Source organism: Rhizobium pantanalense, from assembly GCF_030182525.1.
Taxonomy (GTDB): Bacteria; Pseudomonadota; Alphaproteobacteria; order Rhizobiales; family Rhizobiaceae; genus Rhizobium.
In genome coordinates this window covers 415,777-440,367 of the sequence record NZ_JAQJCH010000004.1, presented here as the reverse complement: position 1 = coordinate 440,367, position 24,591 = coordinate 415,777, and the positions used below count along the sequence as shown (strand labels likewise).

General features: G+C 61.4%; 18 protein-coding genes. 13 read left to right on the top strand and 5 right to left on the bottom strand.

The annotated features are described in order from the left end of the window. Positions 1–6: 6 nt before the first annotated feature. The 12 genes from PH558_RS13905 (at position 7) to trxA (ending at position 17,768) form a co-directional block, all read left to right on the top strand. Positions 7–738, top strand: coding sequence for a response regulator transcription factor (locus PH558_RS13905; protein WP_197709046.1), 732 nt, complete (start codon positions 7–9; stop codon positions 736–738). 105 nt (positions 739–843) lie between these two features. Next, positions 844–2,637, top strand: coding sequence for a sensor histidine kinase (locus tag PH558_RS13900; protein ID WP_174718615.1), 1,794 nt, complete (start codon positions 844–846; stop codon positions 2,635–2,637). 8 nt (positions 2,638–2,645) lie between these two features. Next, on the top strand, positions 2,646–3,110 hold the full coding sequence (locus PH558_RS13895) for an HPr kinase/phosphorylase (RefSeq protein WP_095433423.1): 465 nt from the start codon (positions 2,646–2,648) through the stop codon (positions 3,108–3,110). A 140-nt stretch (positions 3,111–3,250) separates the two neighbouring features. Continuing rightward, positions 3,251–3,652 carry a PTS sugar transporter subunit IIA gene (locus PH558_RS13890; protein ID WP_015338202.1) on the top strand — a complete coding sequence of 134 codons (402 nt, stop codon included), beginning with the start codon at positions 3,251–3,253 and terminating at the stop codon, positions 3,650–3,652. Positions 3,653–3,671: 19 nt separating this feature from the next. Beyond that, entirely contained in the window at positions 3,672–3,947 is a 276-nt protein-coding gene (locus PH558_RS13885) for an HPr family phosphocarrier protein (protein WP_069613940.1), read from the top strand. A gap of 180 nt (positions 3,948–4,127) precedes the next feature. Beyond that, a complete protein-coding gene (gene ahcY, locus PH558_RS13880) occupies positions 4,128–5,528 on the top strand; it encodes an adenosylhomocysteinase (protein WP_095436106.1) in 1,401 nt (466 codons plus the stop codon). A gap of 366 nt (positions 5,529–5,894) precedes the next feature. Next, positions 5,895–8,312 (top strand): PAS domain-containing sensor histidine kinase, encoded by a 2,418-nt coding sequence (locus PH558_RS13875; RefSeq protein ID WP_285204934.1) that lies wholly within the window; start codon positions 5,895–5,897, stop codon positions 8,310–8,312. Then, on the top strand, positions 8,309–9,820 hold the full coding sequence (gene tsaE / locus PH558_RS13870) for a tRNA (adenosine(37)-N6)-threonylcarbamoyltransferase complex ATPase subunit type 1 TsaE (RefSeq protein ID WP_285204931.1): 1,512 nt from the start codon (positions 8,309–8,311) through the stop codon (positions 9,818–9,820). The genes PH558_RS13875 and tsaE overlap by 4 nt, the downstream gene beginning before the upstream one ends. A gap of 74 nt (positions 9,821–9,894) precedes the next feature. After that, positions 9,895–10,626 carry a nucleotidyltransferase family protein gene (locus tag PH558_RS13865; RefSeq protein ID WP_285204927.1) on the top strand — a complete coding sequence of 244 codons (732 nt, stop codon included), beginning with the start codon at positions 9,895–9,897 and terminating at the stop codon, positions 10,624–10,626. Positions 10,627–10,630: 4 nt separating this feature from the next. After that, the gene (gene addB, locus PH558_RS13860) at positions 10,631–13,813 is read left to right on the top strand and encodes a double-strand break repair protein AddB (RefSeq protein WP_285204926.1); all 3,183 of its coding nucleotides are present in this window, start codon (positions 10,631–10,633) and stop codon (positions 13,811–13,813) included. Beyond that, the gene (gene addA, locus PH558_RS13855) at positions 13,806–17,372 is read left to right on the top strand and encodes a double-strand break repair helicase AddA (protein ID WP_285204925.1); all 3,567 of its coding nucleotides are present in this window, start codon (positions 13,806–13,808) and stop codon (positions 17,370–17,372) included. The genes addB and addA overlap by 8 nt, the downstream gene beginning before the upstream one ends. A gap of 75 nt (positions 17,373–17,447) precedes the next feature. Continuing rightward, the gene (trxA, locus tag PH558_RS13850; RefSeq protein WP_069613933.1) at positions 17,448–17,768 is read left to right on the top strand and encodes a thioredoxin; all 321 of its coding nucleotides are present in this window, start codon (positions 17,448–17,450) and stop codon (positions 17,766–17,768) included. A gap of 250 nt (positions 17,769–18,018) precedes the next feature. Here the strand turns inward: trxA and PH558_RS13845 are convergent, their stop codons facing one another. The 5 genes from PH558_RS13845 to PH558_RS13825 all read right to left on the bottom strand — a co-directional run bounded on the left by PH558_RS13845 (position 18,019) and on the right by PH558_RS13825 (position 23,160). Beyond that, the gene (locus tag PH558_RS13845) at positions 18,019–19,371 is read right to left on the bottom strand and encodes a bifunctional folylpolyglutamate synthase/dihydrofolate synthase (RefSeq protein ID WP_244575252.1); all 1,353 of its coding nucleotides are present in this window, start codon (positions 19,369–19,371) and stop codon (positions 18,019–18,021) included. Positions 19,372–19,403: 32 nt separating this feature from the next. Further along, positions 19,404–20,315 carry an acetyl-CoA carboxylase, carboxyltransferase subunit beta gene (accD, locus tag PH558_RS13840; protein WP_285204924.1) on the bottom strand — a complete coding sequence of 304 codons (912 nt, stop codon included), beginning with the start codon at positions 20,313–20,315 and terminating at the stop codon, positions 19,404–19,406. A 109-nt stretch (positions 20,316–20,424) separates the two neighbouring features. After that, positions 20,425–21,264 (bottom strand): tryptophan synthase subunit alpha, encoded by an 840-nt coding sequence (gene trpA, locus PH558_RS13835; RefSeq protein WP_069613930.1) that lies wholly within the window; start codon positions 21,262–21,264, stop codon positions 20,425–20,427. Positions 21,265–21,274: 10 nt separating this feature from the next. Further along, positions 21,275–22,489: a tryptophan synthase subunit beta gene (gene trpB, locus PH558_RS13830; RefSeq protein WP_095433416.1), complete on the bottom strand. Its 1,215-nt coding sequence runs from the start codon at positions 22,487–22,489 to the stop codon at positions 21,275–21,277. Next, the gene (locus PH558_RS13825; RefSeq protein ID WP_285204920.1) at positions 22,486–23,160 is read right to left on the bottom strand and encodes a phosphoribosylanthranilate isomerase; all 675 of its coding nucleotides are present in this window, start codon (positions 23,158–23,160) and stop codon (positions 22,486–22,488) included. The genes trpB and PH558_RS13825 overlap by 4 nt, the downstream gene beginning before the upstream one ends. Positions 23,161–23,608: 448 nt before the next feature. Here PH558_RS13825 and PH558_RS13820 point away from each other — a divergent pair, with 448 nt between their 5' ends. Further along, positions 23,609–24,574 carry an IS110 family RNA-guided transposase gene (locus tag PH558_RS13820; protein ID WP_285204919.1) on the top strand — a complete coding sequence of 322 codons (966 nt, stop codon included), beginning with the start codon at positions 23,609–23,611 and terminating at the stop codon, positions 24,572–24,574. Positions 24,575–24,591: the final 17 nt, after the last annotated feature.

Sequence of the window (24,591 nt, the reverse complement as noted above, 5' to 3'; positions counted from 1 at the left end):
AACACCATGTTGACAATCGCGCTCGTTGACGACGACCGCAATATCCTGACTTCCGTATCGATTGCCTTGGAAGCAGAGGGATATAAGGTAGAAACCTACACGGACGGAGCTTCGGCGCTGGACGGCCTGCTTGCCCGGCCGCCGCAACTGGCGATCTTCGATATCAAAATGCCCCGCATGGACGGCATGGAGCTCCTGCGCCGCCTGCGCCAGAAATCCGACCTGCCCGTGATCTTCCTCACCTCGAAGGACGAAGAGATCGACGAACTCTTCGGCCTGAAGATGGGCGCCGACGACTTCATCACCAAGCCGTTCTCGCAGCGCCTGCTGGTCGAACGCGTCAAGGCCGTTCTCCGCCGCGCCTCCGCCCGCGAAGCCGCAAACGCTGCCGGCGGCGCAGCCGCTGCCAAGCCGGGTGCTGCGCAGCAGGCCCGTTCGCTGGAACGCGGACAGCTTGTCATGGACCAGGAACGCCATACCTGCACCTGGAAGGGCGAGCCGGTGACGCTCACCGTCACCGAGTTCCTCATCCTGCATTCGCTTGCCCAGCGCCCCGGCGTGGTCAAGAGCCGCGACGCCCTGATGGATGCGGCTTATGACGAGCAGGTCTATGTCGACGACCGCACGATCGACAGCCACATCAAGCGGCTGCGCAAGAAATTCAAGATGGTCGACCTCGAATTTGATATGATCGAGACGCTGTATGGCGTGGGCTATCGCTTCCGCGAAGCAGCATAATAGTTAGCTAGACCATACGGATAGTTAACTAGACCATACGGCGGGCAATGGATTAAGAGCATGCGGACGGGGTCGCCGACCCCGTTCTTCGAAAGGGCCGTAGGCTTGGCACAGCTGGTGCAGGACAGGGACATAGACGACTCGGAAAGCCCGAGCGGCGCTCGAATCGCGCGCCGGCGCTGGACTCATCCCTTCGTCCTGATCCGCCGCATCTTCGGCAATGCCGTCTTTTCGAGCCTGACGCGCCGCATCCTATTCTTCAATCTGGCCGCCCTCGTCGTTCTGGTCGGCGGTATTCTCTACCTCAACCAGTTTCGCGAAGGCCTGATCGATGCCCGCGTCGAGAGCCTCCTGACGCAGGGTGAGATCATCGCCGGTGCCGTCTCGGCTTCGGCTTCAGTCGACACCAACTCCATCACCATCGATCCGCAGAAGCTGCTGGAGCTGCAGGCCGGCCAAAGCATCACGCCCGTCCCGAACGATGAGGATCTGGAATTCCCGATCGATCCGGAAAAAGTAGCGCCGGTGCTGACGCGGCTGATCTCGCCGACGCGCACACGCGCGCGCATCTTCGATGCCGACGCGAACCTGCTGCTCGACAGCCGCCATCTCTATTCGCGCGGCCAGGTGCTGCGCTACGATCTGCCGCCCGTCGATGACGAGAAGCAGAGCTGGTCCGACTGGTTCAGCGGCCTGCTCAACAAGATGCTGCAGCCGGGCAACCTGCCTGTCTATAAGGAAGCGCCCGGCGGCGACGGCTCCATATATCCTGAGGTCATGAACGCGCTGACCGGCGTGCGCGGCGCTGTTGTCCGCACCACGGAGAAGGGCGAACTGATCGTCTCGGTGGCCGTGCCGATCCAGCGCTTCCGCGCCGTGCTCGGCGTGTTGCTGCTCTCGACCCAGGCCGGTGATATCGACAAGATCGTTCATGCCGAACGTCTCGCGATCATGCGCGTCTTCGGCGTCGCGACGCTCGTCAACGTGGTGCTGTCACTGCTTTTGTCCTCCACCATCGCCAATCCGCTACGCCGGCTCTCGGCTGCGGCCATCCGCGTGCGCCGCGGCGGGGCGAAGGAGCGCGAGGAGATTCCGGATTTTTCCGCTCGCCAGGACGAAATCGGCAACCTGTCGATTGCGCTGCGCGACATGACGTCGGCGCTCTATGACCGCATCGATGCGATCGAAAGCTTCGCGGCCGATGTCAGCCACGAGCTCAAGAACCCGCTGACGTCGCTGCGCAGCGCCGTCGAAACGCTGCCGCTCGCCAAGAGCGACGATTCGAAGAAGCGGCTGATGGATGTGATCCAGCATGACGTTCGCCGCCTCGACCGCCTGATCAGCGATATCTCCGATGCATCGCGCCTCGATGCAGAGCTTGCACGTTCGGATGCCAAGTCGCTCGATCTGGAAATATTGCTTCGCGACATGATCGATATTTCCAGACAGGTCGGCCACAGCAAAAAGGCCGTCGAAATCGACTATATCGTCGACCGCAAGCCGGGCAACAAGACGAAATTCTCCGTCGACGGCCACGATCTGCGCATTGGCCAGATCGTGACCAACCTCATCGAAAACGCACGATCCTTCGTCCCCGCGGAAACCGGCAAGATTACCGTGCGGCTGACGCGGACGCGGACGCGCTGTGTCATCTATATCGAGGATAACGGTCCCGGCATTCAGGCCGAAAATATCGACCGCATCTTCGAACGTTTCTATACCGACCGGCCCGAATCCGAAGGTTTCGGACAGAATTCCGGCCTCGGCCTGTCGATCAGCCGGCAGATCGCCGAAGCGCATGGCGGCTCGCTGCGCGCCGAGAATATAGTCGACAGCGACGGCTCGACGTTGCTTGGCGCCCGCTTCATCCTATCGCTGCCGGCCCAGACGACGGCGTGAGCGGCCGCATGACCATTGAGGCGACCAACATCCACGCAACGGCGATCGTCATCGGCAGGACAGGTCTGCTGTTCCTTGGCCCTTCGGGCAGCGGCAAATCCGCCCTCGCCTTCTCCTGCCTTGCGGCTGCCAAGCCGTTGGGATTGACGGCAAGCTTGGTCGCAGACGACCGGGTGCTGATTGCCGAACAGAACGGCTCCATTATTGCGAAATGCCCGCCCTCGATCGCAGGACTTATGGAAATCCGCTACACCGGCATCGTTCGCATGCCTTATATTTCCGAGGCCGAAATGCATTTTGCCGTTCGCCCTGTCGACCCGGAAACTGCGGAAAGACTACCACCCGAGGATGAGCAGATCGATATTACCGCATCTGCTCGGTTGCCGTTGATCCGATTGGCTGCAACCTCTGCGAATCCGCTTGCCATAATAATGGCAAAAATCGGCGCGAGTTTTGATAAATCGGCCATTTAGGCCCGCATAGGCGCGTAAATCCTGTATTTTAAGCTTGCACTTCGTCTTTTCATCGCCAAGATGTCCCCCCACTGGTGGACGACATTGCTGCATTGCGATATGGGCCACCTGTTTGCGTATGCGATGGGAGCAGTAATATCATGATTGGACTTGTGCTTGTCACTCATGGCAAGCTGGCTGAAGAGTTTCGGCATGCTGTCGAGCATGTCGTTGGTCCGCAGAAGTTCATAGAAACGGTATGCATTGGTCCCGAAGACGACATGGACAAGCGGCGGCAGGATATTCTGCAGGCCGTTGCCGGTGCCGACGACGGGCATGGCGTCATCATCCTCACCGATATGTTCGGCGGCACTCCTTCCAATCTCGCAATCTCCGTCATGAACAGCGGCCACACCGAGGTCATCGCCGGTGTCAATCTGCCGATGCTGATCAAGCTCGCAGGCGTGCGCGGCGACAACAACATGGAAAGGGCCCTGGTGGAAGCTTCAGAGGCCGGGCGCAAATATATCAACGTGGCCAGCCGTGTGCTCAGTGGCAAATAACGAGGCAAACACCGCCCCCATGACCGAGCTTTCCCGGGAACTCCTGATCATCAACAAGCGGGGTCTGCATGCCCGCGCGTCGGCGAAATTCGTGCAGACCGTCGAAGCTTACGACGCCGCCATCACCGTTTCGAAGGACGGCACAACGGTCGGCGGCACCTCGATCATGGGCCTGATGATGCTCGCCGCCAGCCCAGGCTGCAGCGTGCTTGTCACGGCAAGCGGCAATCAGGCCGCCGAAGCGCTCGAGGCGCTCGACCAGCTCGTCGCCAACAAGTTCGGCGAGGAAATCTAGGCTTTTCCGCCTCCTTCCCTCTGGATATAAAGACATAAAGACTTCTTTATATCATTATTGATTTCCACCCTGAAGCCTGCTACACGGCATCATCCACACGCTGTCAGCGTGCAATTCTTGTTGCATTCGGCCGAGGCGTCTGCCCGCGGCGCGATTGCATCGTTCAGGCTGGAGACCTTCATGAGCACTGAAAAGGACTACATCGTCGCGGATATCGGCCTTGCCGACTACGGTCGCAAGGAAATCGCAATCGCCGAAACCGAGATGCCAGGCCTGATGGCTTGCCGCGCCGAATTCGGCGAAGCGCAGCCGCTCAAGGGCGCACGCATTACCGGCTCGCTGCACATGACGATCCAGACGGCCGTGCTCATTGAGACGCTGGTCGCACTCGGCGCTCAGGTACGCTGGGCATCGTGCAACATCTTCTCCACGCAGGACCATGCCGCTGCGGCCATCGCCGCTTCCGGCGTTCCGGTCTTCGCCGTCAAGGGCGAGAGCCTCGAAGACTACTGGACCTACACGGACAAGATCTTCCAGTGGGCCGATGGCGGCCTTTCCAACATGATCCTCGACGACGGCGGCGACGCCACGATGTACATCCTGCTCGGCGCCCGCGCCGAAGCCGGCGAGGACGTGCTCTCCAACCCGCATTCGGAAGAGGAGGAAATCCTCTTCGCACAGATCAAGAAGCGCCTGCAGGCAACGCCCGGCTGGTTCACCAAGCAGCGTGACGCCATCAAGGGCGTGACCGAGGAAACCACTACCGGCGTCAACCGCCTCTACCAGCTCAGCCAGAAGGGCCTGTTGCCCTTCCCGGCCATCAACGTCAACGACAGCGTCACCAAGTCGAAGTTCGACAACAAGTACGGCTGCAAGGAATCGCTGGTTGACGGCATCCGCCGCGCCACCGACGTCATGATGGCCGGCAAGGTCGCCGTCGTCTGCGGTTACGGCGACGTCGGCAAGGGTTCCGCCGCTTCGCTCTCCGGCGCCGGCGCCCGCGTCAAGGTCACGGAAGTCGACCCGATCTGCGCCCTGCAGGCCGCCATGGACGGTTATGAAGTCGTTCAGCTCGAGGACGTCGTTTCCTCGGCCGACATCTTCATCACCACGACTGGCAACAAGGACGTCATCCGTATCGACCATATGCGCGCGATGAAGGACATGGCGATCGTCGGCAATATCGGCCACTTCGACAACGAGATCCAGGTTGCCGCCCTGCGTAACCTGAAGTGGACGAACATCAAGCCGCAAGTCGACATGGTCGAGTTCGCCAAGGGCAACCGCATCATCCTGCTGTCGGAAGGCCGCCTCTTGAACCTCGGCAACGCCACTGGCCACCCCTCCTTCGTCATGTCGGCCTCCTTCACCAACCAGACGCTGGCGCAGATCGAGCTCTTCACCAAGCCCGGCCAGTACAAGAACGAAGTCTACGTGCTGCCGAAGCACCTCGATGAAAAGGTCGCTCGCCTGCATCTTGCCAAGCTCGGCGTCAAACTGACCGAGCTTTCCGAAGAGCAGGCTTCCTATATCGGCGTGACGCCGAAGGGCCCATTCAAGTCTGACCACTACAGATACTGATTATTAAAACAGTATCCACAACATCTTGTGGCCCTGGCATTGACAAATGCCGGGGCTTATTTTTTAGCCAGCTCCCTTCCCCCAGATTCCCCTAGGCAGTATTGTTTTTACACTTGATTCGTGACGAACCGGGCGTGCCCGGAGCCATGAAAATGGGATGTCTTGTCAGGATGCGGCACATTATAAGACGGAGACAGACCTCTTATGTTTGAAGGGGAAGACAACCTGCATCAACCAGCGCTGCACCGAGTGGCGACGCGGTTGCAGCGGGATAGTGCATATAGGCTTTCAACAAAAACGAAGCAGGGCAAAGGTCGACTGGCGCGCCTGAGCCGCTTACTGCGGCTCAGCGTTTTCGGCGGTCTCATGACCGGCCTGGCAGGTCCCGTTCTCGCTCAGAGCAATGATGCCGCGCAGGCGAGCATGCGCCTCTTCACCTCTTCGGAAATGGCCGTCTTCTCCGTCATTATCGGCGTGATCTCTGCCGCACTCCTCTCGACCATGTGGATGGTCCGGCAGCGCGGCAACATGGAAAGCGAAAGCCGCGAGATCCGTACGGCCCTTTCGGACGCCAACCAGCGTATTTCGCAATATCAGGCGCTGATTGCCGACAAGAACCGCCGCATCGTCATCTGGGACGGTCCGAATGCGCGGCCCGAACTGCTCGGTCAGCTTCCGGTCGAGACCGGCGCGCCACAGGACAATGAATTCCTCGCCTTCGGCCGCTGGCTGAAATCATGGTCGGCCGGCGAGCTTGACAAGGCGATCGACACGCTGCGCAGCAGCGGCCAGAGCTTCGACATGGTGGTCGAGACCAACCGTGACGAAATTCTGGAGGCACAGGGCCGCATTTCCGGCGGGCGCGCCTTCGTCCGCTTCATCGCGCTCAACAATCTGCGCGCCGAACTCGCCGAGCTGAAGATCGAGCGCGACCGGCTGATGACCTCGATCTCCACCTTCCAAAATCTGCTCGATGCCATCGACCTGCCGGTCTGGCAGCGCGATGCGGAAGGCAAGCTCACCTGGGTCAATCAGGCCTATGGCGAGGCCGTGGAAGCGGTTTCGACCGATGAGGCCGTGCGAGAGGGACGGGAATTCCTGACGACCGTGACCCGCGAGCGCATTCGCGCGGCGGCCACGCCGGAGTCGCCGTTCCACGACAAGATTTCGACCGTGGTGCATGGCAACCGCACCTTCTTCGACGTCGTCGATGTGAAGGCTCCGAACGGTTCCGCCGGCATCGCCATCGACGTCTCCGAGGCGGAAGGCGTTCGGGCGGAACTCGCACGCACGCTGAAGAGCCACGCCGAAACGCTCGATCATCTGGCAACGCCGGTTGCGATCTTCGACGGCGATCGGCGGCTGCAATTCTACAATCAGGCTTTCGTCCAGCTCTGGGAACTCGACATCGCATTCCTTGAAAAGCGACCCGACAACAGCGAGCTTCTGGACAGGCTACGCAGCGCCAAAAAGCTGCCCGAGCAGCTGAACTGGAAGACATGGAAGGACGGCGTTCTTTCAGTCTATCGCGCACTCGATACGCAGACCGATCTCTGGCATCTGCCCAACGGCCAGATTCTCCGGGTTTTCGCTACGGCACATCCTCAAGGGGGTGCGACCTGGGTGTTCGAGAACCTGACCGAACAGGTCGATCTCGAAACCCGTTACAACACGCTGGTCAAGGTCCAGGGCGAAACCATCGATCATCTCTCCGAAGGCGTCGCCGTTTTCGGCCCAGATGGCCGCATCCGCCTGTCGAACCCGGCTTTCCGCATTCTCTGGAACATCACGGAGGCGCAGGCGAAGCCCGGCACGCATATCCAGGCGCTGGCCGAAGCTTGCGTGCCCTCCTATGACAGGGCGGATGGCTGGAAACGGTTTGCCGAGCAGATCACCAGTTTCGACGACGAGCGGCCGTCGTCGCAGGGCACACTGGAACTTTACTCCAATCTGGTGCTCGACTACGCAGTCATTCCGCTGCCGAACGCACAGACCATGCTGACCTTCGTCAACAAGACCGACAGCGTGCGCGCTGAGCGCGCCCTGACCGAAAAGAACGAAGCACTGCTGAAGGCGGACGAACTAAAGAACGATTTCGTCCAGCACGTCTCCTACGAGCTGCGTTCGCCGCTGACCAACATCATCGGCTTCACCGACCTTCTGAAGACGCCGGGCATCGGTTCTCTGAATGAGCGCCAGGCCGAATATATCGACCATATCTCCACCTCGTCTTCCGTGCTGCTGACGCTGGTCAACGACATTCTTGATCTCGCAACGCTCGATGCCGGCATCATGCGGCTGAACTATTCCGAAATCATGCTCAACGACCTGCTCGACGAAGTGTCGATGCAGATCGCCGACCGGCTGCAGGAAAGCGGCGTGATGCTTGAAATCACCGTGCCGGCTCACCTGGGCTCTATCGTTGCCGATCAGCAGCGGCTGAAGCAGATCCTGCTGAAGCTTCTGACCAATGCCGCCAATTTCGCGCCCGAGGGATCGACGATCTCGCTGAAATGCGGACGCGAAGGCACGGATTTCGTCTTCTCTGTCTCGGACAAGGGTCCAGGCATTCCCGAGGATTTGATCAACACGGTTTTCAACCGCTTCGCCTCCGGTGGCAAGGGCGGCAAGCGCAGCGGTGCCGGCCTTGGCCTTTCCATCGTCGAAAGCTTCGTCAGCCTGCATGAAGGCGAGGTTTCGATCGAAAGCCAGCCGGGCAGGGGAACGACGGTCACCTGCCGGATTCCTTCGGCCGAGCTGCCTCACTCCGTCGCAGCAGAATGACAGCCTCCGACAACAGCATTTCCCTTTTCCTCGCAGATGATGCCGCCACGGCGCAACTCGGCGAGGATCTGGCGCTGGCCTTGAAGGTCGGCGACTGTCTGGCATTATCTGGCGATCTCGGCGCGGGGAAATCCTCGCTGGCACGCGCGCTGCTACGCGCCATGGCCGACGACGCCGAACTGGACGTGCCAAGCCCGACCTTTACCCTCGTCCAATCCTATGAGCTGCGCATCCCCGTCTCGCATTTCGATCTCTATCGCCTCGGCGATCCCAGCGAATTGATGGAACTCGGATTCGACGAAGCCCTGCAGACCGGCATTTGCCTCGTCGAATGGCCTGAGATGGCCGAGGGCGAACTGCCAAAAGAGCGCATCGAGCTGAAGCTGACGCATGAAGGCGAAGGACGGCGCGCCGTCATCACGGCACCGGCCAAGCAGATCGCACGCATCGAGCGCGTATTGGCTATACGCGCCTTTCTCGATTCACATGGCTATCGCCGTGCCCACAGGCGCTTCCTCACGGGCGATGCCTCGCTGCGTGCCTATGAGTCCATCTATCCAAAGGATGGCAGCGGCCGCGTGATCCTGATGGATTGGCCGCGCCTCCCGGAAGGGCCGCCGGTGCTCGACGGCAAGCCCTATCCGAAGGTCGCGCATCTGGCTTGGGATGCCTATCCCTTCGTTGCGATCGCCAATATCCTCAGCGAAAACGGCTTTGCCGCCCCGGAAGTCTTTGCCGCCGATTACGACCAGGGCATTCTTCTGATCGAAGATCTCGGCACCGATGGCGTGGTCGACGCCGGAGGAAAGCCTATTGCCGAGCGCTATCGCGCCAGTGTCGCCTGCCTTGCGCATCTGCACGGTCTTTCCATTCCCCGCGACATTCCGGTCACGCCGGATCACATCCATCACATTCCGGATTTCGACCGGACCGCCATGAAGATGGAAGCGCGGCTGCTACTCGATTGGCATCTGCCCTGGAAGCGCGGCACGCCGGCAAGCGATGAGGAACGAGCCAGCTACCTGGCGATCTGGGACAAGCTGATCGATCAGCTCGAGGACGTGGAAAAGAACCTGCTGCTACGCGACATGCATTCGCCAAACATCATCTGGCGGGCGGCGGAAAAGGGCATCCAGCGTATAGGCCTCATCGATTTCCAGGATGCGATGATCGGGCCGACCTCCTATGACGTCGCCTCGCTGGTGCAGGATGCGCGCGTGACGATCGAGCGCGATCTGCATGACCAGCTGATGGCTGACTACCTCGCACTCCGACATGCCCAGGGCGGCTTCGACGAGGCGAAATTCCTGAAGAGCTGGGCGATCATGTCGGCACAGCGCAATTGCAAACTCGCCGGCCTCTGGGTGCGGCTCTTGCAGCGTGACGGCAAGCCCGGATATCTGAAGCATATGCCGCGCACGCTCGCCTACCTCGCCATCGCCTTCGAGCACGAAGCGCTCGCGCCTCTGCGCGAATGGTGCGAGAAAGCTGGGATCGGCCGGGCATAAGAGCCAGAGACCGGCGACGGCTTTCCTCCCCTGTGCTAAGGAAAACGGATAGCGAATCGAAAGTTCGAGACGAGATGACCATCAAGCAAGCCATGGTATTGGCCGCGGGGCTCGGAACCCGCATGCGGCCGATCACTGACACCATTCCGAAGCCACTGGTGAAGATCGCCGGCAAGGCCATGATCGACTATGCGTTGGATGCGCTGGCGAAAGCCGGGGTCGAGCAGGCCGTCGTCAACGTCCATCACCATGCCGACCAGATGGAAGCGCATCTGCGCGGGTATCGCGGCCTTGAAATCCTAATTTCCGACGAGCGGGACGCGCTGATGAACAATGGCGGCGGCATCGTCAAAGGCTTGAAGTTGCTGAGCCGCGATCCGATTTTCGTCATGAATGCCGACCTGTTCTGGATCGGCGAGAAGCCCGGCCATCCGAGCAATCTCGATCATTTAGCCGGATTCTACGACGAACAGCGTATGGATATGGCCATGCTCTGCGTCGAGCTGGAACGGACCACGGGCCACAACGGCAAGAATGACTTCAGTATGGCCGACGAAGGTCGGCTGACGCGCTATCGCGACAACCCATATAACGGCGTCGTCTATGCCGGTGCCTTCGCCATGAAGCCATCCTTTCTAGACGATGCGCCTGACGATGCCTTCAACATCAACATCTATTTCGACAAGGCCATCGCTCGCGGCCGGCTCTATGGCACCATGCTCGACGGCCATTGGCTGACAGTCGGTACGCCGGAAGCAGTCGGCGAGGCGGAGGAAACGATCCGGAATTTCCGGGCGTTTGCGTGAGCCTATGGCAGGCGGACACCGGCAGCGCATTCTGACGATTCCGGCAGGCCTGCCCTTTCTGAGGACTCTTGCGACAGCGCTTTGCGACGGCCGGCTGACCGAGCATTTCCGCCATGATCCTGCCGACCCGCTGTCGCTCGCCAAGGTCAGCATCTTCCTGCCGACGCGGCGTGCGGCGCGCGTGCTGCGCTCGGAATTCGTCGATCTGCTCGGCGGCCGCTCCGCCATCCTGCCCGTCGTCCGCCCGCTTGGCGAAACCGATGACGACAGCGGCTATTTCGAAGAAGCCCTGCCGGAAACGGCCGATCTGGCGCACCCGCTCGCCAATACGGCACGACTGCTGGAGCTGGCACGGCTGATCCTTGCCTGGCGTAACAAGCTGCCGCAGATCGTGCGTGATATTCATTCCGATTCGCCGCTGGTAGCGCCGGCAAGCCCGGCGGATGCCATATGGCTCGCCCGCAATCTCGCCGAACTCATCGATTCGCTGGAGACGGAGGATCGCGAATGGAGCGAGCTTGCCAATTTCAGCGCGGAGGATCATGCGCTCTGGTGGCAACTGACAGCAGAATTCCTGGCGATCGCCAGCGCCTTCTGGCCGGCGCGCCTCGAAGAGCTTGGCAAATCGTCACCTGCCCGCAACCGCAATGCCATTCTGCGTGCCGAAGCGCAGCGCATATCCACGATGCGGCACCCGGGGCCGGTTATCATAGCAGGCTCGACGGGCTCGGTGCCGGCCACGGCGGAGCTGATCGCAGCGGTCGCAGCCCTGCCACAGGGCGTAATCGTGCTGCCCGGCCTCGATCTTGCGATGCCAGAAGAGGATTGGCAGCTGGTGGCGCCGGAAACATCGATCGGCGAAAGAGCCGATCCGACCACGCGCAGCCATCCGCAATATGGTCTTTCGCTATTGCTGAAGCGGTTGCGCGTTACCCGGCGCGATGTCGAACCCATAGCAGATGCGTCTGAAACCATGCAGATGCGGGCGCAGATCCTGTCACGGGCGCTGGCGCCGGCCAAGGCGACAAGTGGTTGGGGAAGCTGGCGCAAGACGCTCACTCCTGATGCGATCCCGGATGCATTCGCCGATGTGGCGCTGATCGAAGCGGCTAATGAGCGCGAGGAGGCGACCGCGATCGCCATCGCCTTGCGGCTGGCTTTGGACAAGCCGGGGCGCAACGGCGGTGAAAGCCAGGCGGCCTTGATCACGCCTGACCGCAATCTCGCCCGGCGCGTGACGGCTGAGCTCGCCCGTTTCGGCATCACTGCCGACGATTCGGCCGGCACGCCGCTGAACGCCACGCCACAGGGCACGTTGCTGCAGCTGCTGCTGGAAGCATCCCTTCGCCCTGGCGATCCCGTTGCCGTCGTCTCACTGCTCAAGCATCCCCTCGCCTTGTTCGGCCTGCCGACAGAGATACACCAGCCAGGCGTCGATGCGCTGGAGATCCTGGCTCTCAGGGGCGGTGTCGACAACATCGATATCGGCAGGCTGGAAGCCCTGCTTGACGACCGCATGGCAGAGCAGGCGAATGATCGCTATGCGCCGCAATGGCGCAAAGCGCTGCCGCCTGAGGCCATCGAGCATGCGCGAGCGCTTGCCGAGCGAGTGACTGCGGCCTGCGAACCGCTGATATCCCTGCCCGCGTCAGAGGGTCTCCTCACACTTTCGGACTGGGCCGAGCGTACGGGCCGTGCCCTTGAAGCTGCAGCCGTCGACGAGCGCGGCAGCCTGGCAGGGCTCTGGTCCGGCGAGGCTGGGGACACGCTCGCCAGCCTCCTTCGGGATGTCATCGAAACCGAAGGTCAGTTCGAGGCAGATGGGGTGCAGTGGATCGACATCGTGGCTGCGCTCTGCGTGGGCCAAGCGGTGAAGCCGCGGGCGCTCAGCCATCCCCGTCTCTTCATCTTCGGCACGCTGGAAGCGCGCCTGCAGAGCGTCGATACGCTGATCCTTGGAGGGTTGAACGAAGGGTCCTGGCCGGGGCAAACGGCAAACAATCCCTTCATTTCGCGCAGCATGAAGACCGAGATCGGACTGGAGCCGCCGGAGCGCCGTATCGGCCAGCTTGCCCACGATTTCGAAATGGCGAACGGAACGCGCGACCTGATCTATTCCCGCGCTCTCCGCCAGGGTTCGACGCCGACGGTCGCCTCACGCTGGCTGCAGCGGCTGATCGCACTCGGCGGCAAGGAACTGGAAGAGGCCATGAAGGCACGCGGCGACCAGTATCGCCATTGGGCAGGAATGATCGACGAGGGCGAAAACCAAGCTCCGGCGCTGCGCCCGGCACCAAAGCCGCCTGCAGAGCTGCAGCCGAAGAGCTATTCCTTCAGCGAAGTGGGCCGGCTGCGGCGCGATCCCTACTCCATCTATGCCCGGCGCGTGCTGCGGCTCGATCCGGTCGATCCGTTCAACCGCGATCCCGGCCCAGCCGAACGTGGTACGCTCTATCACAAGATCATCGATCGCTTCGTCCGCGAAGGGCATCTGGCCGGCACGCCCGATGCGGCACTGGCGATGGATCACATCATCGCGGAGCTTTTCGATGCCGAAAAGCTGCCCGTCCACATCGACAGCGTTTGGCGGCCACGCTTTCGCGAAGTCGCGCGCGCCTTCCTTGACTGGGAAGCAGAACGACGGCCGTTGGTTCGCAAAACTGCGACGGAAGTGCCGGCCGGCGTCGAGATCGAGCCTATCGGCATTCGGTTGACGGGCGTTGCCGACCGCATCGACATCAAAAACGACAAGGGCGCCGATCTCATCGACTACAAGACCGGCTACAATCCCTCGCCGCCACAGGCGCGCGCGCTGCTCGATCCGCAGCTGGCACTGGAAGCCTATGCGCTGAAGGCAGGCGCCTTCCGAAATATCGACGCACTGATCCCCGAGAACCTGCTTTATGTGCGGCTGCGGCCCGGCGATCGCTTCAAGGTCGATCAGGTCAACAACGAGCATTCCAGCCGCGGCGGCAAGACGGAAACGAAGTCGGCTATGGATCTCGCGCAGGAGTCGATGGACCAGCTGGTGAAGTTCGTCTCGCTGCTGCAATCGGGCGAGAAGGGCTTCTCCTCGCGGCTGATCCCGGCACAGCAGTTCGAATATGGCGGCGACTACGATCACCTCGCCCGTGTCTCGGAATGGTCGACGGCCGAGACCGAGCAGGAAGGTGGCGGCGATGAGTGATTTTTCCGCCGACGACTTCGCGACTCTGCCCGAAGGCGACGACCCCGGCGTCTGGATCGGCTGGACGACGATTCAGCAATCCATAGCCTCCGACCCCGAACGCTCGGCCTGGGTTTCGGCCAATGCCGGCTCCGGCAAGACGCATGTACTGACGCAGCGCGTCATCCGTCTGCTTCTGGCCGGCGCACGCCCCTCGGCCATCCTCTGCCTCACCTATACCAAGGCGGCCGCGTCCGAAATGTCGAACCGCGTCTTCGATCGGCTGGCCGCCTGGGCAACGATGCCGGACGAGGAGCTGAAGACACGCATCGCCGATATCGAGGGCAAGGAGCCTGACATCTTCAAGCTCGCCGAGGCGAGGCGGCTCTTTGCCAAGGCGCTGGAAACGCCGGGCGGACTGAAGATCCAGACCATCCATGCCTTTTGCGAGGCCTTGCTGCATCAATTTCCGCTCGAAGCAAACGTCGCCGGGCATTTCTCCGTTCTCGACGATCGCGCCGCCGAAGTTCTGCTCGACGATGCACGCCGTGCGTTGCTGACGGCAACGACACCGCATGGCGATGCCGAACTGGCGCGAGCTTTTGACTATGTGCTCGATCTCGGTGATGAATCCGGGCTCGAGACCCTGCTCGGCGATATCGTTGCCAATCGCAATGCGATCCGTCGTTTCACCGAGACAGCCGCGCGCAAAGGTGGCATCGAGGCCGCGTTGCTTGCCCGGCTCGGTCTCACGCCTGGAGAGACGGAAGCGAGCATTGCCGAGCAATATTGGCCGTTGCCCGGTCTGCCTGGAGCAACACTGGAGCTTTATCTCACGCTTGCCGACGAGAAGGGTGGCGCCAAGGCACAGGAAGTTGCTTATGCGCTGCGGCTTGCCAAGCGCGAGGCAGATCCGCTTGCCCGCGCCGAGATCCTGGAAAAGGCCATGCTGACCGCCAAGGGCGAACCAAAGTCAGACAGCCAGTTCTTTGTCAAGGCGATGCTCGCAGATGCGCCTGCCCTCGCCGAAGCGGTCGCTGAAGCACGCGCCCATGTCGTTGCAAGCCGCGACCGGTTGAAGCTGATGCGGATGTATCGCGCCACCCATGCTGCCCTTATTCTCGCCGATCGCCTGAACCGCGACTATGAGGAGCTGAAGAAGCGCCGCAGCCAGCTCGATTTCGAGGACCTCATCACCCGCACGGCCGATCTCTTGACCAAGAAGGATGTCGGTCCCTGGATCCACTATAAGCTGGATCAGGGCATCGACCACGTTCTCGTCGATGAGGCACAGGATACCAGTCCGATTCAGTGGAGCGTCATCCAGTCGCTGGCGGAGGATTTCTTCTCCGGTGACAGCGCCCGGCCGACGCTCAGGACCATCTTTGCCGTGGGTGACGAGAAGCAATCGATCTATTCGTTCCAGGGCGCACGTCCCGAACGCTTTTCCGAGGAAAGCGACCGCACGCGGCGGCGCGTGGCAGCGAGCGGTCAGCAATTCTCATCGATCCGCCTGCCCCTCTCCTTTCGCTCGACAGCGGATGTGCTCGGCGCCGTCGATCATGTCTTCACGAGTCCGGAGAATGCCCGGGGGCTTAGCGCCGTCAACGAGCCTGTCGTGCATCGTTCCAGCCGCATCGGCCATCCCGGCGCCGTTGACCTCTGGGAGATGATCGCGCTGGAGCCGGCCGCCAAGGAAGAGGACTGGACGGCCCCCTTCGATTCGACGCCGGAAAGCGCACCCGCCGCCATCCTGGCGCGGCGAATGGCACACACGATCGGCAATCTCATCGGCCGGGAAACGATTATCGAGAAGGGTAAGGCGCGTTTCATCGAGGCTGGCGACATTCTCGTGCTGGTGCGCAAGCGCGACAGCTTCGTCAACGCGCTGACCCGCGCCCTGAAGCGGCGCGGCAACATTCCCGTCGCCGGCGCTGACCGACTGGTGCTGACCAGCCATATCGCCATTCAGGATCTTTTGGCGCTCGGCCGCTTCCTGTTGCTGCCGGAGGACGATCTCTCGCTGTGTGCGCTCCTGAAAAGCCCATTGTTCGATCTGAGCGAGGAAGATGTCTTTGCCGTTGCCGCCTATCGCGATGACGAGGAAAGCGTCTGGAGCCATCTGCAGAGATTTGCAACCGACGGCCACGACCGCTTCAGCCAGGTGGTCGAACGGCTGAAGACTTTCCTTGCCCTCTCGAAGAGCCTGCCCGTGCACGATTTCTATGCGCGCGTGCTTGGCAGCTTCGGCGGCAGACGGAAGTTTCTGGCACGGCTCGGCACTGAAGTCAGTGATATCCTTGACGAATTCCTGACCTTCACGCTCGACCATGAGACGAGCGGCCTGCCCGGCCTGCAATCCTTCATCTCGACGCTGGAGTTGGAAGCGCCGACGGTCAAGCGCGAGCAGGACAAGGGCCGTAACGAGGTGCGGATCATGACGGTGCATGCCTCGAAGGGGCTGGAGGCACCGATCGTCTTCCTCGTCGATGGCGGCGGCAAGGCCTTCACCCATACGCACCTGCCGAAGCTACGGCTGATCGAAACCGGCAGGGACGAAATCCCGCTCCCAGTCTGGGTACCGGTCTCGGCGCTCGCCAATTCGCTGACACAGGCCGATACGGCGCGGCTGCAGTCGCTGGCAGAGGAGGAATATCGCCGGCTCCTCTATGTCGGCATGACCCGTGCCGCCGACCGGCTGATCATTTGCGGCTACCGCGGAGTCCGTGAGAATGCCGATACCTGGCATGCGATGATTTCCGCAGCGCTGCGCGGGCATGAACTGCACTGCACGCAGAAGACTTTCACCGGACCCGATGGCGACTGGCAGGGCTTGAGCTGGCGGGTCGCCCAGGTCCAGCTCGAATTCGAGACCGCTAAGGAGCATGAGAAGCGCTCGGGACGCGCTAGCCTGCCCGACAGCCTCAACCGGCCGCTGCCGCCGCAAAGAAGCCTGCCGCGGCCGCTCAGCCCCTCCGGGGTCGGTACCGTCATCGACGAGGAAGCCGACGATCTGTTGGTGACCTCGGCGCTTTTCGGCGAAGAGGCCAAATCCGACCGCGCCCTGCAAAAAGGCCGCTTCATTCACCGGATGCTGCAGACCTTGCCTGAAATCGCGCCCGAAGAGCGGGCCGACGCCGCCCGGCGCTATGCCGAGCGGGCCGCGCGCTTCTGGCCGCAGGCAGAGCGCGAGGCGCTGGTGAAGTCGGTCATGGCGCTGCTATCGCATCCTGATCTGCAGGGCACCTTCAGCACGCATGCGCAAGCCGAAGTCTCGATCATGGGTACGCTGAAACTCGGCAGCCAGTCCTACGCCGTCTCTGGACGGATCGACCGGCTGGCTGACCTCGACGATCGGGTCGTCATCCTCGACTACAAGACGAATCGCGTACCGCCTGACGAGGAAAGCAGCATCCCCTTCGCGCATAAAGCGCAGCTTGCCATCTATCGCGAGATCCTTTCGCCGCTCTATCCGGGAAAGCGCATCGACTGCATGCTGGTCTATACTGAAAATGCCTCGATCTACACGCTGTCGGACGGGGCGCTTGCATTGGCGCTTGCGGAGCTCGAGACAAAGTGAAATACCAGATATTGAAATCTGGGCACCGCACCATCACATATCTAGCAACCCGCAAATCCTGGTAAGGAGCAGCCTATGGCTACCGTTAAAGTCGATACCTCCAACTTCGCCACCGAAGTGCTGCAGTCTGCAGAGCCTGTCGTCGTTGATTTCTGGGCCGAATGGTGCGGTCCGTGCAAGATGATCGCCCCGGCTCTGGAAGAACTCGCCGTGCAGTTCGAAGGCAAGGTCAAGGTTGCCAAGCTCAACATCGACGAAAACCCGGAACTGGCCGCCCAGTTCGGCGTTCGTTCGATCCCGACGCTTGCCATGTTCAAGGCCGGCGAAGTTGCCGACATCAAGGTCGGCGCCGCTCCCAAGACGGCCCTGCAGAGCTGGATCTCCAGCGCAGCCTGATCGGTATCGATTGTATGGAACAAGAGCCCCGCTTCGGCGGGGTTTTTTGTTGGTGCGGAGAGAGCGGGCCATCCTCGTTCTCCGAGGCTTCGCACCTCAGGGGGAGGATGGAGCAGGCTCGTCGCCGTGGCAACGCAGAGGCGACGAAGAAATGAGCCCGGAGCGGTTGGGGCAAAGGTCAGCCCTCATGCTGAGGGGGCCTCAGGCCGTCTCGAAGCACGAGGGCAGGTGGCTGACCGCCCGACCAAAATCACTGCGGCGGCGTGCCGTTGTCCGCAAGGACATCGCCAACCAGATAAAGCGAACCGCCGATCAGGATGCGCGGGGCAGGCACATTCGGCACGGCCAGATCCTTGATCGCATCCAGCGCCTCAACGACGCTGGACATGGGTTCGGCTATGAGGCCGGCATCATAAGCGGCATTGGCGAGAATGACGGGATCGACCATCGCTTCACTGCCTCGGATCGGCACGCAATAGACTTTCTCAGCCAAGCCGGCAAAGGCCTTGAAATAGCCGATCGGATCCTTGGTGTTGATCATGCCTGTGATCAGGAACAAGGCCCGTGGCCGGCGCTCCTCAAAATTGGCCATGGCTTCCGCGATGACTTCGCCGGCGCCGGGATTGTGGCCGCCATCGACCCAGATCTCGGCCCGTTCGGGCGCATGCGCAACCAATTCGCCTTCGGTCAGTCGCTGCAGGCGGCCCGGCCATTCGACCGAGGTCATCGCCTTTTCCATCATCGCTTCGGTCACGACGAAACCGGCGGCCTTGACCGCCCGTATGGCGGCGGCAGCATTGCCATATTGGTGACGGCCCGGCAGGCGCGGCAGCGGCAGATCGGCCAGGCCGAACTCGTCCTGATAGACCAGCTTGCCATATTCCTCATGGGCGGAAAAATCCTGACCGAAGACGGCGGTCGGGCAACGAAGCCGCTCGGCTGTCGAGATCAGCACGTCGAGCGCGGCATCATAGTCCTGATGGCCGATGACGACGGGATGGCCCGGCTTCATGATGCCGGCCTTTTCCGCTGCGATCAGTTCGACGCGGTCGCCGAGATAGGGCTGGTGATCGAGCGAGATCGGCATGATGACGGAAACAGCCGGATCGGAGAGGACATTAGTGGCATCGAAACGGCCACCAAGTCCGACCTCGATGACCGCGACATCGGCCGGATGCTCAGCAAAAAGGAGAAAGGTCGCGGCCGTCAGGATTTCGAAGACGGTGATCTTCTGCCCGCCGTTTGCCTTGGCGATGCGCTTGAGCACATCGGCAAACACGGTATCGTCAACGAGCTTGCCGCGGCCGCCCTTGACGCCGATGCGGTAGCGCTCGTGCCAGTTGACGAGATGCGGCGAGGTATGGACATGCACGCTATAGCCGCCCGCTTCGAGCAGCGCGCGGCAAAAGGCCGTCACCGAGCCCTTTCCGTTGGTACCGGCAACATGGATCACCGGCGGTAATTTCTGATGGGGATTTCCGAGGACCTCGAGCAGCCGGGTTATTCTCTCCAGAGAAAGATCGAAGCCCTTGGGGTGCAGCCCCATGAGCTTCTCGATCTCGCGTGCTGCCTCGCTCATTGCGGACTGATCCATAGACGTCATCCCGCACCTCCGCCCGTCGGCAATCGATGATGTCAGGCGCTCGCTGCTATCGCCAGTGCCGCGCCATTCTTGTTCTTGACCGATACGTCGTTTGCCGGCGCCTTGGTCAGGATCTTCAGAAGCGTCGCCAAAGTGTCCGGAATGTCGTGACGTTTGACGACCATGTCCACCATGCCGTGCTCCAGCAGGTATTCCGAGGTCTGGAAGCCCTCGGGAAGCTTTTCGCGCAGCGTCTGCTCGATCACGCGCTTGCCGGCAAAGCCGATTTCGGCGCCGGGTTCGGCGAGATGGATGTCACCCAGCATGGCGTAGGATGCCGTGACGCCGCCGGTCGTCGGGTTGGTCAGAACCACGACGTAGGGTTGGCCAGCTTCCTTCAGCATGTCGACGGCGACTGTCGTGCGCGGCAGCTGCATCAGCGACAGGATGCCTTCCTGCATGCGGGCACCGCCAGAAGCCGGGAACATGACCAGCGGACACTTTTCGGCGATGGCGCGCTCGAAAGCCTTCACGATGGCTTCCCCGGCGGCCATGCCGAGTGAACCGCCGATAAAGTTGAATTCATGCACGACAGCCACGAGCTTCAGACCGCGAACCTTGCCGAGGCCGGCAAGGATCGTATCCTCCTGCTCGGTCTTGAGGCGGCTGTCCTTCAGGCGGTCGATATATTTCTTGGAGTCGCGGAACTTCAGCGGGTCTTGCGCGACCTTGGGCTGCGGCAGGGCTTCGTATTCGCCGTTGTCGAAGAGATCGGCAAGACGGGCCTTGGCCGGCATCTTCATATGGAAGCCGGATGCGGGGATGACCCACTTGTTCTCTTCCAGATCCTTATGGAAGACCATTTCGCCCGTTTCCGGGCATTTGATCCAGAGATTCTCCGGAACCTCGCGACGGCCCAGCATGGAATTGATCCGCGGGCGGACGTAATTCGTGATCCAGTTCAATTCGAAACTCCTAATCGACCGAATTAATCGATATCCTAGTCGTCACCAAATGCCCATAGGCTTTTCCCCTCAATCCGCAGGGGATTGATGAGAGGCCTATATGGGGAAACTATTCGGCGGCAACAAGGCGGGCGGAACGCGTTCCCGTCGATAGGCCGCGCACCAGGGTGGCCACAGCCTGGATGGTGTCTGCTGTTGCCTTGCCATCCTTGGTGAGGCTGGTGGCAATCTGATTGACGATCGCGGTGCCGACGACGACGCCATCGGCGGCGGCGCCGATCAGCTTGGCATGCTCGGCCGTCTTGACGCCGAAGCCGACGCAGACCGGCAACTCGGTATGTTGCTTAATGCGCTTGACGGCACCAGACACCAGCGACGGATCGGGCAGCGCCGAACCGGTGATGCCGTTCATCGAGACGTAGTAGACGAAGCCCGTCGTGTTCTTCAGAACCGTGGGCAGGCGCTTGTCGTCGGTGGTCGGCGTCGCAAGGCGGATGAAGTTGATGCCCTTGCGGATCGCCGGAATGCAGAGCTCATCATCCATTTCCGGCGGCAGGTCGACGACGATCAGGCCGTCGATGCCGGCAGCCAGCGCATCGTCCAGAAACTTTTCAACGCCGTAGATGTAGATCGGATTGTAATAGCCCATCATCACGATCGGCGTATCGGCATCGACCTTACGGAAATCGGCGGCGAGCTGCAGGGTCTTCTTCAGCGTCTGGCCGGCCTTCAGGGCGCGCTGGCCGGCAAGCTGGATCGCTGGTCCATCGGCCATGGGATCGGAAAACGGCATGCCGAGTTCGATGACGTCGGCGCCGGCTTCCGGCAGCGCCTTCATGATGCCGAGCGAGGTCTCGTAGTCGGGATCGCCGCCCATGAAATAGGTGACGAGTGCCGGGCGGCCTTCAGCCTTCAAAGCGGCGAAGCGTTTGTCCATACGTGCAGTCATGGCGTCTAACTCACATTCCCAGAATCTTGCCGACGGTGAAGATGTCCTTGTCACCACGGCCGGAGAGGTTCATCAGGATGATCTCATCCTTGCCCATCTTCGGGGCGCGCTTGATCACTTCGGCGAGCGCATGGCTCGGCTCGAGCGCCGGGATGATGCCCTCGAGGCGCGTCAACGTCTGGAAAGCTTCGAGCGCCTCGTGGTCCATGATCGGCACATATTCGGCGCGGCCGATATCATTCAGCCAGGAATGTTCCGGGCCGATGCCGGGATAATCGAGGCCGGCCGAAATCGAATGGCCTTCCTTGATCTGTCCGTCGCCATCCTGCAGCAGATAGGTGCGGTTGCCGTGCAGCACGCCAGGCGAACCGGCGGTAATGGAGGCGCAGTGTTCGTCGCCCTGCAGGCCCTTGCCGCCGGCTTCTACGCCGACGATCTTGACGCCCTCGTCATCCAGGAACGGATGGAAGATGCCGATGGCATTCGAGCCGCCGCCAACGGCCGCGATGACCAGATCCGGCAGGCGGCCTTCGGCCTCCAGGATCTGCGCGCGGGCTTCGGTGCCGATCACGGCCTGGAAATCGCGGACCATTTCCGGATAGGGATGCGGGCCGGCGGCCGTACCGATCAGATAATAGGTGTCGTCGACATTGGTGACCCAATCACGCAGCGCTTCGTTCATGGCGTCCTTCAGCGTGCCGCTGCCGGCTGTCACCGGGATAACCTCTGCGCCCAAGAGCTTCATGCGGAAGACGTTCGGTGCCTGGCGCTCGACATCGGTCGCGCCCATGTAGACGACGCAGGGCAGGCCGAAGCGGGCAGCTACGGTCGCCGATGCCACGCCATGCTGGCCGGCACCCGTTTCGGCGATGATGCGGGTCTTACCCATGCGCTTGGCGAGCAGGATCTGGCCGATGCAGTTGTTGATCTTGTGCGAACCGGTGTGGTTCAGCTCTTCACGCTTGAAGTAGATCTTGGCGCCGCCAAGCTCGGCCGTCAGGCGCTCGGCGAAATAAAGCGGGCTCGGGCGGCCGATATAGTGCGTGCCGAGCGCCTTCAGCTCCGCCTGGAAGGCCGGATCGTCCTTCGCCTTCGCCCATTCCTCCTGCAGATCCAGGATCAGCGGCATAAGCGTTTCGGCTACGAAACGGCCGCCATAAATGCCGAAACGGCCGTCCTCGTCGGGGCCGGAGCGGAAGGAATTGGGTTTAGGCGTCTGGTTCACTTTCTACTCCCTGCTGCCGGTTCCGGCAGACATGCTTCTGCAAAAGCGTCGAAAAACTGGTCGATCTTGCCGAGATCCTTCACCCCAGGCGCACTTTCCAGCGCGGAGGAAAGATCGATACCGCTGGCCTTGGTGGAGGCCAATGCCTCAGCGACATTGTCCTTGTTGACACCGCCGGACAGCATATAGTCCACCCGATCGTCGACCCAACTCATCAGGCTCCAATCGAAGGACACGCCGTTTCCGCCCGGCAGCGCCGAACCAACAGGCGGCTTGGCGTCGAACAGGAAGCGGTCGGCGATGCCGATATAGGATTCCACCCGCTTCAGATCGTCGGCATCTCGCACCGACATGGCCTTCATGACGGGGACATTATAGACCGCTTTGATGGTCAAGACACGCTCGGGGCTCTCATTGCCGTGAAGCTGCAGCATATCCGGCTTCACGAGCGCCATAATCTCGTCGAGATCGTCATTGGTCGGGTTGACCGTGACGGCGACAACCTTCGCCTTGCCGCGCGCGCGCTCGGCAAGCTCGCCGGCGAGATCCGGCTCTATATAGCGCGGGCTTTTTTCAAAGAAGATAAAGCCGATATGGGTGGCGCCGCGCTCCAGAGCACGATCCACCGCTTCCGGCGTCTTCAGACCACAAATTTTGATATCGGGGTTCATGGCAGCGGAGTGACACGAAATTTCGCAAGAGTCGAGCCTAAAGGCGACGTTTACGGGATTTTTGCGCTCCTCCCATAACGCGCTTGAACCTGTCCCGGGCCATCCTCGTCCTTCGAGGCTTCGCCCTCCGGGCTTGCGCCTCAGGATGAGGATGGAACAAGCAACGTCGCATTAAGCCGATTCCGGCTGCATGAAACCCATTTCCGGTGAAGTGCCATATTGCGCGGAAGATTGGCCCTTGTATTAGGCGGCTGTGTTTTAGTGGTGCATCCTTACGGATGCCGGGATCTGGATGACGGTCCAGGTCCCGGCGACGGGGATGGATCGTTCAGCCCTTAGCCTTGGCGAAGCCTTTGGCTGTCCATGAGCAAGATCGTCTCCGTTTCTTCATCGGACCCGGATGGTTGCAGGAACCATGGGTTCGCATAGCAAGGATGGGTCGACGAAGATGAAGCAGCTTATCACGACAGTTGCCGGGATAGATACCGGCAAGGCATTTCTCGACGTGGCGATCCTCGACGCGGCGACAGGGGTGGAACAGGCGTCCTTCCGGGCGCTCAATACGGCGGCGGGCTTCACCGAGGTTGTCGAGCGGCTTTCGACGGCGGGTGTCGAACGGGTCGGCATCGAGGCGACGGGTGGCTACGAGCGCGAGGCGGTCGCGGCACTGCACCGGGCCGGGTTGCAAGTTCTCGTGCATCAACCGCTTCAGGTGCGCCTATACGCGCGCCTAAAGCTGCGCCGGGCCAAGAACGACCGGCTTGATGCCTCGATCATCGCCGCCTTCACGGCGATCACCGAGCCGCGGCCTAAGATCGCCGACGTCATGCAAAACGCCGTCCTGCAGGCCTTGCACGACCATCTCGTCCACATCGATGACATGGTCGAAGACGTCGCCCGCCTGAAGACACGCCTCGAGCATCGCCGCGATCCGCGTCTGATTGCGGAAATCAAAGACGACATCGCTGCCTTGAACAGACGGATCGCCAGTGAACGCCGCCAACTCGAAAAAGAAGTCCGTGTCCATCCCGATCTCGCTCGACGCCTTGATCTGGCAAGCTCCGTTCCCGGCATCGGCAAGCCCACCGCGCTGTCGATGGTCATCGATATGCCGGAACTGGGCCATGTGTCGCGCGAACAAGCCGCCGCCCTCATCGGCCTGGCACCTTTCGATCATGACAGCGGCAATCAGCGCGGCCTGCGCCATATCGCCGGCGGACGCGCAAGGCCCCGCAAGGCCCTCTATGCCGCAGCACTGCCAGCCGCCTTCAAATGGAACCCGCAGCTCGTCGCCCTCTACAACCGTCTCATCGCAAAAGGCAAGAAGCACAAATGCGCCCTTGTCGCCTGCGCTAGAAAACTCGTGATCTACGTCAACACCGTTCTTGCCAGAAATATCCCATGGACTGCTTGATCTAATGGTTGCTCATG